The organism is Flagellimonas algarum (assembly GCF_040513375.1).
In the GTDB taxonomy this organism is placed as follows: Bacteria; Bacteroidota; Bacteroidia; order Flavobacteriales; family Flavobacteriaceae; genus Flagellimonas_B; species Flagellimonas_B algarum.
Window position 1 is genome coordinate 766,067 of record NZ_JBEVTG010000001.1, and the last position, 12,679, is coordinate 778,745.

Below are 12,679 nucleotides of genomic sequence, written 5' to 3' on the forward strand. Positions count from 1 at the left end.
CCCCAATGACCCCTTGCCATGGAGGAACGTAAAACCCAACATACTGAGCTTAAAAAGGCCTGTAGCAACTGTGGTGCGGAGCTGAAATACCGCCCCGGAACGACCAATATCAGCTGTGACTATTGCGGTCATGAAGAGGTCATCGATGTAGACGGGAATGGTTTTCAAGAACTGGAGCTCTACCCCTATCTCAAGGAAATGGGAGGGCAAAAGCACAGTGAGGAAATCAGTATGCTTCAGTGCAAAAACTGTGGTGCGGTGCAACATGTCGAAGAAAATTACAAATCGCTCCATTGCGTGTATTGTAGTACGCCTTTGATTTTACAAGATCAATATACCGAAGACTGGATTTTGCCCGGTGCCGTGCTCCCCTTCCAGATCGATCAAAAAGAATCGTTCCGCATCTTCCAACGTTGGGTCAAAAGCCTCTGGTTCGCTCCGAATAACCTGAAAAAGGCCGCCTTGGACCCGCAATTCACCAAAGGATTGTATTTGCCCTATTGGACCTTCGACGCACAATTGTACGCTCAATATTCAGGACAGCGAGGGGATTATTACTACGTGACCAAGACCTACCGCGATAGCCAAGGGCGCACCCAGACCAAACAAGTTCGGAAAACGCGTTGGACCCCTGCCTCGGGCCAAGTTTCGGGTTTCGTTGACGACACTTTGGTCAAGGCCTCACAACAGAAAGCGGGCAAGATCCCTTCGAAGATCGCCTATTGGAACCTGAAACTCTTACAACCTTTCCACAGCAGTTTCTTATCGGGTTTCGTTACCGAGAAATATACCATTCCTTTAAAACAAGGGCATTTGGCCGCCAAACAAGAAGCCGACCAAATTGCCGATCGCTGGTGCCGCCGTGACATCGGTGGCGATACCCAACGGATCAACCGATTGCAGGTATCGCTAAGCGAAGAGACGTTCAAACATATATTGTTACCGGTCTATCTCAGCGCCTATCGATTCAATGGAAAGGAATACAATTTTTTCATCAACGGGGAAAGTGGTACGATTTCAGGAACCCGACCCTATAGTTTTTGGAAGATCTTCTTCACGGTCTTGCTGGTTTTGGCCGTAGTGGGAGCTATTGTGGTGTTCGCCCAGAAATAACACCTCTGGATTGCAACCCGATGACGATCAAAAAGACGGTTATTGCAGGGAGCACCCAACCCATATGGAATTCAGACAAAGGCATCCATCCAGCCAAGGATTTTGAAATGTCGGGAAAGCCGATGGTACCCAAAAAATCGGGAATGGAGAAAACCAGGGTGGTGGCCACCACGGAGCGGAAAAGCAATGGGGTCGCCCAAGAATCCGGGAGGATGTTCAAGAGGATCAACACAATGGTCACGGGATAGATGAACATCAAGGCAGGAAGTGCCACCGCGATGATGTATCCCACATTGAACTGCCCCATGAGTACCCCCAAAAAACAGCCGATAAGGGCCGTGGCGATATACGCTTTTTGAGAACCTCCGAAACGCCCTTTGACAAAATCGGCGGTTCCGGTAACGATACCCACTGCGGTCGTAAAACAAGCCAATGCGACCAAGATACTGAGCAATAGGGTAGCCGTTGTGCCCAAGGTCTTTAAGCTAAGACCGTTCAATAAAGCCGTTCTGGCAATCGCGGCATCGAATTCTTTCTGCATCAAGGCTCCGGTCAAGACCAAACCAGCATATACTAGGAGAAGCCCTAACCCTGCCAACAATCCGGCCCTTGCGATAATGCGTTTCTTATGCTCGAAAGAGGCTTGTCCATCTTTGAGGTTCAATGAAATGATAATTACCCCACCGACTACCACAGCACCTATAGCATCGAAGGTCTGGTATCCTTCCAATATTCCATGAGTCAATGGATTCGCGAAGGCATTCGAACCGAACGATAGTTCAAAACCGAATAGCGCTTTAAGAATGATGGCCAACAGGATGAGGATGATCGCCGGGGTCAAGATCTTGCCGACCACATCGAGGATCCGCGATCTGTTGATCACAAAAAGGAACACCAAAACGAAATAGATACTACTGGTTACCCATGAAGTGATTTCAAAGGAAGGGGCTATGGCCATCTCATGGGTTACCGAAGCGGTTCTAGGGGCCGGTAGCGTTATGGAAATGGCATAGACCAAATAACAATAGACCAAACTGAAAAGGGGCGAGACCTTTTTCCCGAAATCGAACATGGTGCCCTGTAATCGCGAATGCGCTACGATCCCTAAAATCGGGATGAGCACGGCCGAAATCCCGAAACCGGCCAATACCAGCCACCAGGCGGAACCTGCTTTAAAGCCCAACTGCGGGGGAAGAATCAGGTTTCCTGCACCGAAAAAAAGCGAGAAAAGTGCGAATGCAACTACAAGGATGCCCTTTTTATTGGCCATTGTCACGAATTTGTTTGGTAAGATAGGTCAAATTTGTATATTGAAATCGCCGAAAGCGTTGCTAGGGAGGGTTTTAGGACCACTGTGCATTTCATCGAAAAAATACCAAAAAAGCGGTGACGATGAAAATAAAACGAATCGACCATTCGTTGCCCTATTGTCGACGATCGGTAAACCGATTGTGAATTAACCAACTAACTGTTCAATCTTGCATTACTCAGTCCCCAAATTGAAACATGCAACTTAAAAACTGAACCAAGCTTATGAGTAAGACCATTACCCCCGATGGCAACAAACTTTCCGGTATTTACTGTAACATGTTCGGGCATCACTATGTGGTTACCAAAAAAGTTACGGAGCATATCAAAGAATACCGATGTGTCCACTGCCAAAAACGAGTGACTACCAATGCACAGGGTACCTTATCGCCTTTAACCCCGGAAATGCAGGAAATCAATAAGGTTCTTGAAGAGATCCACACCAAGCGCACGAGAAGGTTCGTTTCCAAAAAGCAAGAAGCCAAACGCGTCGCTTAGTCTCCATCAAAAGCATTCCAGCCCTGGGCCGTTAGCGGAATCTTCGTGTCGGCGCGGGTAATGAGATGCGCCCCTTCCTTTTTATCGGTCATATGCCCAATGACCGTCAGGTTCGGATTCGCCTTTATTTTCGGATAATCGGATTGATCAATGGTAAACAGCAATTCGTAATCCTCCCCACCGCCCAAAGTAATCATCGTACTATCCATGTTGAATTCCTCCGCCGCCGCGATCACCGTTGGATCCAATGGAATTTTATCTTCGAACAAATTACATCCCGTACCGCTTTGCTTGCATAAATGCAGGATTTCGGATGAAAGCCCATCGCTGATATCGATCATTGCGGTCGGTCGTACCTCCAAAGCCGCCAACAAAGGCACTATATCTTTCCTAGCCTCCGGTTTCAATTGCCTTTCGATGATATAGGAATAGCCATCAAGGTCAGGTTGGTTATTCGGGTTTACCTTGAACACCTCGTTCTCGCGCTCGAGCACTTGCAGCCCCAAATACGCGCCGCCAAGATCCCCTGAAACAACCAAAAGATCATTGGGTTTAGCTCCATTGCGATACACCAAATCCTTGGCTTTCGCCGATCCCAATGCAGTGATACTGATCAACATCCCTTTATTCGAAGAGGTGGTATCGCCCCCGACCAAATCGACCTTATAGGTTTCACAGGCCAGTCGCACCCCTTCATAAAAAGCCTCAAGGGCCTCTAAAGGAAAACGGTTCGATACCGCGATGGCAACCGTGATTTGGGTGGCCATTGCATTCATCGCATAAATATCGGAAAGGTTGACCATGACTGCTTTGTACCCTAGATGTTGCAAGGGCATATAGGCCAAATCAAAGTGTACCCCTTCGACCAAGAGGTCGGTAGAGACCACTACTTGGTCGCCGGCGTAATCCAAAACCGCGGCATCATCGCCGATGCCTTTTAGCGTCGTATCATGTTGCAATTTGAACTGCTTGGTCAAATGCGTGATCAACCCAAATTCCCCTAAGCTTTCAAGCGCTGTCTTTTCTTGATCTTTGTCTTCGAACATGGGGCAAATGTAAATGCATTTATTTAAATTGTATCTTTACTTAGCTATGAAAAATCTGTACAAAACCCTTGCCTTTTCCTTTTTGTTGTTCGCCTGTGGATCCGATGATGGCGGTCCTGATGAAACCAATGATGCCGAGGTGGTCGTCCAATTCGCTTTGGCGAGTAGTTTCGACACTGAAAACATCGGGGGCAATTTGCCGACCTTGTTTTTGAGCGGCAATGTTGTGAATCCTTCTACCGTCACCGTATCCTTGGTTTCCAGCGGTTCAGCGACCGATGGCGGGGTCGATTTTGATTTTAGCGGCCCTGTTGTAGTGACGATACCGGTAGGTTCTTACGATGGAACGGCAAATTCAGCGATTGCGGTCAGCGGGATTTCCATTGTCGATGACATAGACGAAGAAGAAATCGAGACCATAGAATTCGCTTTGGGAAACCCTACTGGGGATGCCGTTTTGGGGAATCGAAGCACAACGGTTTATAGTATTATCGATAATGATGGCCTGACGGTTTCCTTCATCCGTTCCATTGCCTCCAGCACGGAGAGTCAAGCTTCCGATTTGCCGAAAATCGCGGTCATTGGAACTGTGTCCTCTCCTTTTTCGGTCACGGTGACTGATTTACGGGACGGCACCGCTATAGAAGGACAAGACTACAGTTTTGATTCTCCAGCAGTGGTCAATATCAATGTAGGGACCTACGACGGTTCGGAAAATACCGCATTTGATATTCCTGGTTTGGAAATAATCGATGACGATGAGGTAGAGGAGACCGAGTTTTTTGAATTGAATCTTACTACTGATGAGAGCGGTGTAATAGGCGTCGATAGAACGCGATACGAAATCGAGGGATTGGTACCTTGTGAAGGAGGTTCGGCCGGCACGTACCCCTGCAACGGCTATGACCTATTGGGCATGGTCAGCCTGAGCGACTTTAACTCTGGTGGGGGCAACGATATTTGGGGTTGGGTCGATAGCGCCAATGGCAAGGAATATGCCTTGGTCGGTTTGGTCGACGGCACTGCCTTTGTGGATGTTTCGGGCGATGAACCGATCTATTTGGGCAAACTCCCTACGGCAACCACATCAAGCACTTGGCGCGATGTCAAAATCTACCAAGACTTTGCCTTTATCGTTTCCGAAGCGGATAACCATGGCATGCAGGTTTTTGATTTGACCCGACTGCGCAATGTGGTAAGCCCACCAACGACCTTCTCTGAGAATACGCGCTACACCGGTTTCGGAAACGCACATAATATCGTAATCAATGAACAGCAAGGTTTCGCCTACCCGGTTGGTACGGCTCGAAACGATTCGTTCAACGGAGGCGTTCATTTCATTGATATCAGCAACCCACTTTCGCCAAGTTTGGCCGGTGGTTACGGAGTCGATGGCTATACCCATGATGCGCAGGTGGTCACCTACACCGGCCCAGACGGGGATTATTCAGGGCGTGAGATTTTCATTGGAGCCAATGAAAGCCAAATCGCCATTGTCGATATCACCAATAAATCGAATCCGAGTGGCATCTCGACACTCACCTATGGGAATCTAGGGTATACCCATCAAGGTTGGTTTACCGAAGACCAGCGTTATTACATCTTGGGCGATGAACTGGACGAGGTGGATTTCGGGTTTAATTCGCGCACCCTGGTATTCGATGTCACCGATTTGGACAATCCGGTTTTGCATACCACCTATCTGGGGCCGACCACGGCAATCGACCACAACGGATACGTGCTCGGAAATGAGTATTATTTGGCCAATTATACCGCCGGAGTGCGCGTCATCGATATTTCCGATATCGACAATCGTACTATGACCGAAATTGGGTTCTTCGACACCTTCCCAGGTAATAATTCGCCAAGTTTCGATGGGGTTTGGAGTGTCTATCCTTATCTCCCCAGTGGAAAGATTTTGGTGAACGACTCCAATTCAGGACTCTTCATTATCAGAAAATCCAACCCCTAAATCTTTCATCCATGCGGTTTTCGGTATACATTGTTTTAGGACTACTCTTGTGTGCATGCACAGCGGATGACAGCTTTACCATCAAAGGCAACGACGAAGTGCCCGATACTTTTACGGCTTTGGTTTGGACACGGAGTTTCGGGGGATCTGGAGATGAATCACCACGATCGATCATCAACACCAACGATGGGGGGTACGCTATACTTGGCCTTACCAACAGCACCGATGGTGATTTGAACGGTAAGGCGCTGGCGGTGAATGATTATTGGTTGTTGAAACTCGATGCCGAGGGCAACCTACAATGGCAACGTACCTACGGTGGTAGCAAAGACGATCAGGGGCAGCAGCTGATCCAAACCTTTGACGGCGGGTACGCCCTGACCGGTTATGCAATGAGTGATGATGGTGACGCCAGCAATAATGAAGGGTTCCATGATAATTGGGTCTTGCGCCTCAATGCCAATGGTGATGTGCTGTGGGAAAAGAGTTTCGGTTTTTCGGGCCATGATCATTCCTACGACATTATCGAAACCGCCGATGGGGGATTTTTCTTTTCAGGATTCCTCGATGTCACCTCTTCCAATGGGGAAGGCAGCACCGGAAGGTCGCGAAGTGCGACCGCCCATGGAGTCGGCGAGTTCTGGGGTACGAAAATCGATGCCGACGGTAACATACAATGGCGCAAGTTCTTCGGGGGCACGAATAACGATCGTTCGTTCGGGGTCATTGCCGCCAATGATGGGGGGCTGCTTTTGACCGGAGCATCGGAAAGTGATGATTTTGATATCAGTGACCCCAAAGGCAGTTATGATTATTGGGTGGTCAAAGTCGATAAAAACGGAGGTTTTGAATGGGAGCGTTCCTTCGGGGGCAGCGGCATCGAACAATCGCATGATATCGCAAAGACCGCTGATGGCCATTATGTCATTGTCGGAAACACCTTCAGCTCCGATTTACAGGTGGGCGACAACCATGGCGAATCGGATATTTGGATGGTCAAATTCGACGACCAAGGCCAAATGCTATGGCAGCAAAACTACGGTGGTTCGGCCTTCGATGCCGCCCATGGTGTGGCTTTGGCCCAAGACGGCGGCTTTCTGATCTCTGGAAATTCAAAGAGCTTCGATCAAGATGCCAGCACCAATTTCGGTGAAAACGATATTTGGGTCATCAAGACCCATGCCGATGGGAGCCTGGATTGGCAAATGGCGTTCGGCGGCTTGGGATTGGACTTCGGCTATGATATCGTACAAGCCCTTGACGGCTCGATCGTGGTGGTCGGCGATACCGCAAGTACTGATTTTCCTGGTGTTTCGCACAAAGGAGGTACCGATATCGTCGTTTTGAAACTCGACTGAAATCAGCTGCGAAACCCCCGGTTTACCAAACTACTTCACAACGCAATACGCTACACTAAGATTTGTTTAAGGTTTCCATAAAGAAAGTTTATCAAAACATTCGTTATAATAATGTTAGGAAATAGGTTGTAATCCTACTTATGACCTATATTTGTAAGCTATTTAGAATAAATCCAAGTAGGTATGATCAAAGTATCCGAAACGGCTAAACGGAAAGTGATTTCACTCATGTCGGAAGAAGGTTTCGATGCTGCCAAAGACTTTGTCCGTGTCGGGGTAAAGAGCGGAGGTTGCAGTGGACTATCGTATGAGTTGAATTTCGATAATGTTACCAATGATTCCGACAAGGTATTCGAAGACAATGCCATCAGGATCATCGTAGACAAAAAGAGCTTTTTATATCTGGTGGGCACCACTTTGGAATACTCCGGCGGATTGAACGGAAAAGGCTTCGTATTCAACAACCCCAATGCCCAGCGCACTTGCGGTTGCGGAGAGAGTTTTTCCTTATAACCAATTAAATGCGATGCCCCATGGCATCATCAATGATATGGCTTACACTGAAGAAGAATTAAAAAAAGAACTCGAGACCAAAGAGTACGAGTACGGCTTTTATACCGACATCGAGTCGGAAACCTTCCCGAAAGGTTTGAGTGAGGACATTGTCATCGCGATATCCCAAAAAAAGAATGAACCCGAATGGATGACCGATTGGCGGTTGGAGGCGTTCCGGGTTTGGCGGGAAATGGAAGAACCCGAATGGCCCAATGTCACCTATAAAAAACCTGACTTTCAAGATATCTCCTATTACTCGGCTCCCAATAAAAAGCCGAAATACAATAGTCTTGACGAAGTAGATCCGGAACTTCTGGAAACGTTCGAGAAACTGGGAATCTCTTTGGAAGAACAAAAAAAATTGGCCGGTGTGGCGGTCGATATCGTTATGGATTCCGTTTCCGTTGCCACCACCTTCAAAAAGACCTTGGCCGAAAAAGGCATCATCTTTTGTTCCATTTCGGAGGCGATCCAAGAGCATCCCGAACTGGTAAAAAAATACATCGGCTCGGTCGTTCCGCAAAAAGACAATTTCTATGCGGCCCTGAATTCGGCGGTTTTTTCCGATGGTAGTTTCTGTTACATTCCAAAAGGGGTGCGCTGCCCCATGGAACTATCGACCTATTTCAGGATCAACCAAGCAGGAACGGGCCAATTCGAGCGCACCTTGGTCATCGCAGACGAAGGAAGCTACGTAAGTTATCTTGAAGGATGCACAGCCCCTTCTCGTGATGAAAACCAATTGCACGCGGCCGTTGTCGAATTGATCGCCCTAGATAATGCGGAGATCAAATACTCTACGGTCCAGAATTGGTTCCCCGGTGATAAGGATGGCAAAGGCGGTGTCTATAATTTCGTTACGAAACGCGGGCTTTGTGAGGCCAATGCCAAAATCTCATGGACCCAGGTCGAAACCGGTTCAGCCATTACGTGGAAATACCCTTCCTGCGTGTTGAAAGGGAACAATTCGATCGGTGAATTCTATTCGATTGCCGTAACCAATAACTATCAACAAGCCGATACCGGTACCAAGATGATCCACCTTGGCAAGAACACCAAGAGTACCATCATCTCAAAAGGGATATCCGCAGGACATTCCCAAAACAGTTACCGCGGTCTGGTCCAAGTCAACAGTAGGGCCACCAATGCAAGGAATTTTTCACAATGTGACTCCCTACTCATGGGTAACAAATGTGGGGCCCATACCTTCCCGTACATCGAGGCGAAAAACAAAACCGCGCAAATCGAACACGAGGCTACGACCAGCAAGATCGGGGAAGACCAGATTTTTTATTGCAACCAGCGCGGAATCGATACCGAAAAAGCCATTGCGCTGATCGTCAATGGGTTTAGCAAGGAAGTATTGAACAAATTACCTATGGAATTTGCCGTTGAGGCGCAAAAATTATTGGAGATAAGTTTGGAAGGATCCGTAGGGTAAACCCGCGGCAATCCCGATAACCGTATAAAACAAGAACACGAAGCATCATGTTAGAGATAAAAAATTTACACGCCAGCGTAGAAGACAAAGACATTCTCAAAGGGATCAATCTAGCCGTTAATCCTGGTGAGGTACACGCCATTATGGGTCCTAATGGCTCAGGCAAGAGTACCCTCGCCTCGGTCATTGCAGGAAAGGAAGACTTTGAAGTTGAAAAAGGAAGCATCGCTCTAGAAGGTGAAGATCTTGAGGACCTGGCGCCGGAAGAACGCGCGCACAAAGGCATTTTCCTTTCATTTCAATACCCCGTCGAGATTCCCGGGGTCACGGTGACCAACTTCATGAAAACGGCCATCAACGAATCGCGAAAAGCCCGTGGCTTGGATGATATGCCCGCCAACGAGATGTTGAAACTGATCCGTGAAAAATCGGAAATGTTGGAAATCGATCGGAAATTCCTCTCCCGTTCCTTGAACGAAGGGTTCTCAGGGGGTGAAAAGAAACGGAACGAAATTTTTCAAATGGCCATGATGGAACCGAAACTCGCGATTTTGGATGAGACCGATTCCGGATTGGATATCGATGCCCTCCGCATCGTTGCCAATGGGGTGAACAAATTGCGTGGCCCTGAAAACGCGATCATCGTCATCACCCACTACCAACGTCTGCTCGAATATATCGTCCCCGATTACGTTCACGTACTTCACGATGGAAAGATCGTAAAGTCAGGCGGTAAGGAATTGGCCTTGGAGTTGGAAGAAAAAGGATACGATTGGATCAAACAAGAAGCCGTAGTCTAAAGCGACCGTAATGGATTTAAAAGATAAAATACTTTCTTCGTTTTTGGCCTTCGAAAACCAAGTCGACCTTGATAGTCCGGTTCATGAAATCCGGTCCGAAGCGCTGAAGAACTTTGAATTGAAGGGGTTCCCGACCAAAAAAGAGGAAGCTTGGAAATACACTTCCTTGAATGCACTGCAAAAGACCGATTTCAGCATTTTTCCGAAAGAGCTGAACACCTTGGAATACAAGGAAGTCAAAAAGTACTTTCTACATGAGGTCGATACCTACAAAATCGTCTTCATCGATGGGGTATACAGTTCGTACTTGTCTGAGACCACGCATGATGGGGTCGATGTCTGTTTGCTGAGCGCCGCTTTTTCAAAGCCGGTATATCGCGAGACCATTGAAAAGCATTTCAATTCAGTGGCTTCCAAAGACGAGTCGTTGACTACCCTGAATACGGCCTTCAGTAAAGAAGGGGCGTACATCTATATCCCAAAAGGAAAGGCCCCTAAAAAACCCGTGCAGATCCTACATTTCGCGACCGGTAATGAAGCCGCTTTGATGTTGCAGCCTAGAAACCTGGTCATCGTCGAGGAAAACGCTGAGGTACAGATCATCGAAAGGCACCAAAGCCTGACGAAACACGAGGTCTTCACCAATTCGGTCACCGAGATCATTGCAGCGAAAAGCGCCCGGGTCGACTATTACAAAGTGCAAAACGATAGGGAAACCGCCACCTTGGTCGACAATACCTATATTGCCCAGAAAGACCATAGCAATGTAAGTGTACACACCTTTTCCTTCGGGGGAAAGCTGACACGGAACAACTTGAATTACTACCAAAATGGGGAACGCATCGATTCGACCTTGAAAGGGGTGACGATTTTAGGGGAAAAACAACATGTAGACCACCACACCCTGGTACATCATGCACAACCCAATTGCGAAAGCCATCAAGATTACAAAGGGATTTTCGGCGAGCGTTCGACCGGGGTCTTCAACGGGAAGATCATCGTTGACAAAATCGCCCAAAAAACAAATGCGTTTCAGCAAAACAATAATATCCTGATCAGTGATCGTGCTACGATCAATACCAAACCACAATTGGAGATCTTTGCCGATGACGTTAAGTGTTCGCATGGTTGTACCATAGGGCAATTGGATGAAGATGCACTGTTCTATTTGCAATCGAGGGGCATTCCGAAGAAAGAGGCGACCGCTTTATTGATGTATGCCTTCGCCAATAATGTTTTGGAAAGCGTTCGGATACCTGCTTTAAAGAACCGAATCAACACCTTGATTGCCAATAAATTGGGTGTTCGGGTCGGATTTGAACTCTAACGAAGAATCGCATGGTCGGATATGATTTTGATGTCGAACGGATTCGCAAGGACTTTCCCATTTTACAACGGAAAGTCAATGGCCAAGACTTGGTCTATCTCGATAATGCGGCAACCTCGCAGACGCCACAACAAGTCATCGACACTATTGTAACCTATTATCAGAAGTACAACGCGAACATCCATCGCGGGGTACACGCGCTTTCGCAAGAAGCCACGGATGCCTATGAGGAAGCACGTGAGAAAATCAGAGGCCATTTCAATATCGCCAAGCCCTATGAAGTGATTTTCACTTCCGGCACTACGCACGCCATTAATTTGGTCGCCAATGGTTTTGATGCCTTTTTAGAAAAAGGGGATGAAATCCTGGTGTCGGCCATGGAACACCATTCCAACATCGTGCCTTGGCAAATGCTTTGTGAACGCACCGGTGCGACCTTAAAGGTCATCCCGATGAACACCCGTGGCGAATTGGTCATGACAACCTATCACGAGCTGTTGAACGAACGCACCAAATTGGTCTTCTGCAACCACATTTCGAATGCCTTGGGCACCATTAATCCGATTAAGGAAATTATTGAGGCGGCCCATGAAAAAGGTGCTGCGGTCTTAATCGACGGTGCCCAGGCCGCACCACACATCAAGGCCGATATGCAGGCCCTCGATGTGGATTTTTATACGATTTCGGCCCACAAAGTCTGTGGTCCTACCGGTGTAGGCATGCTATATGGTAAAGAAGCCTGGTTGAATAAGCTACCGCCCTACCAAGGTGGGGGCGAAATGATCGCCGAGGTGACCTTTGAAAAAACCACCTATGCCGATCTGCCCCATAAATTCGAAGCGGGTACGCCCAATATTTGTGGGGGTATCGCCTTTGGTGCGGCACTTGATTATATGAACGCCATCGGATTCGATTCCATCGCACGATACGAAAAGGAACTGCTCGATTACGCTACCGAAAAGCTAATGGCCATAGACGACATGGTCATCTACGGTACCGCTACCAATAAAACCTCAGTGATCTCTTTCAATATCAAGGGCATCCACCCCTATGATATCGGAACCATTTTGGACAAATTAGGGATTGCGGTCCGTACCGGGCACCACTGCGCCCAACCCATCATGGATTTTTATAGGATTCCGGGTACGGTTCGTGCCAGTTTCAGCTTTTACAATACCAAAGACGAAATCGCTCGTTTCGCAGCTGCGGTTGAACGGGCGAAAAATATGCTCGCCTAGGGCCGCGTATTCGATTAACCTTA

At 47.8% G+C, this 12,679-nt stretch carries 11 protein-coding genes; 9 read left to right on the forward strand and 2 right to left on the reverse strand.

What is annotated here, in order from left to right:
• Positions 1 to 18: 18 nt before the first annotated feature.
• A complete protein-coding gene (locus tag ABV409_RS03570) occupies positions 19 to 1,113 on the forward strand; it encodes a TFIIB-type zinc ribbon-containing protein (RefSeq protein ID WP_353876175.1) in 1,095 nt (364 codons plus the stop codon).
• Here the strand turns inward: ABV409_RS03570 and brnQ are convergent.
• Positions 1,088 to 2,383: a branched-chain amino acid transport system II carrier protein gene (brnQ, locus tag ABV409_RS03575; RefSeq protein ID WP_353876176.1), complete on the reverse strand. Its 1,296-nt coding sequence runs from the start codon at positions 2,381 to 2,383 to the stop codon at positions 1,088 to 1,090. The genes ABV409_RS03570 and brnQ overlap by 26 nt on opposite strands.
• 263 nt (positions 2,384 to 2,646) lie before the next feature.
• Here brnQ and ABV409_RS03580 point away from each other — a divergent pair, with 263 nt between their 5' ends.
• Positions 2,647 to 2,919: a DUF1660 family phage protein gene (locus ABV409_RS03580; protein WP_353876177.1), complete on the forward strand. Its 273-nt coding sequence runs from the start codon at positions 2,647 to 2,649 to the stop codon at positions 2,917 to 2,919.
• On the opposite strand, the gene thiL is transcribed toward ABV409_RS03580, so the two are convergent.
• Positions 2,916 to 3,965: a thiamine-phosphate kinase gene (gene thiL / locus ABV409_RS03585; protein WP_353876178.1), complete on the reverse strand. Its 1,050-nt coding sequence runs from the start codon at positions 3,963 to 3,965 to the stop codon at positions 2,916 to 2,918. The genes ABV409_RS03580 and thiL overlap by 4 nt on opposite strands.
• Positions 3,966 to 4,011: 46 nt before the next feature.
• On the opposite strand from thiL, the gene ABV409_RS16705 reads away from it, so the two are divergent.
• From ABV409_RS16705 to ABV409_RS03620, 7 genes are all read left to right on the forward strand, one after another.
• Positions 4,012 to 5,937 (forward strand): choice-of-anchor B family protein, encoded by a 1,926-nt coding sequence (locus ABV409_RS16705; protein ID WP_425589990.1) that lies wholly within the window; start codon positions 4,012 to 4,014, stop codon positions 5,935 to 5,937.
• Positions 5,938 to 5,948: 11 nt separating this feature from the next.
• On the forward strand, positions 5,949 to 7,295 hold the full coding sequence (locus ABV409_RS03595) for a hypothetical protein (RefSeq protein WP_353876179.1): 1,347 nt from the start codon (positions 5,949 to 5,951) through the stop codon (positions 7,293 to 7,295).
• 183 nt (positions 7,296 to 7,478) lie between these two features.
• Positions 7,479 to 7,808 carry a HesB/IscA family protein gene (locus ABV409_RS03600; protein ID WP_353876180.1) on the forward strand — a complete coding sequence of 110 codons (330 nt, stop codon included), beginning with the start codon at positions 7,479 to 7,481 and terminating at the stop codon, positions 7,806 to 7,808.
• A gap of 37 nt (positions 7,809 to 7,845) precedes the next feature.
• A complete protein-coding gene (gene sufB, locus ABV409_RS03605) occupies positions 7,846 to 9,291 on the forward strand; it encodes a Fe-S cluster assembly protein SufB (protein ID WP_353876877.1) in 1,446 nt (481 codons plus the stop codon).
• Positions 9,292 to 9,338: 47 nt separating this feature from the next.
• Complete coding sequence (gene sufC / locus ABV409_RS03610) at positions 9,339 to 10,091, forward strand: Fe-S cluster assembly ATPase SufC (RefSeq protein ID WP_353876181.1); 753 nt, start codon at positions 9,339 to 9,341, stop codon at positions 10,089 to 10,091.
• A gap of 10 nt (positions 10,092 to 10,101) precedes the next feature.
• Positions 10,102 to 11,418 (forward strand): Fe-S cluster assembly protein SufD, encoded by a 1,317-nt coding sequence (sufD, locus tag ABV409_RS03615; RefSeq protein WP_353876182.1) that lies wholly within the window; start codon positions 10,102 to 10,104, stop codon positions 11,416 to 11,418.
• Positions 11,419 to 11,429: 11 nt separating this feature from the next.
• A complete protein-coding gene (locus ABV409_RS03620) occupies positions 11,430 to 12,656 on the forward strand; it encodes an aminotransferase class V-fold PLP-dependent enzyme (protein WP_353876183.1) in 1,227 nt (408 codons plus the stop codon).
• The last annotated feature ends 23 nt before the right edge of the window (positions 12,657 to 12,679 follow it).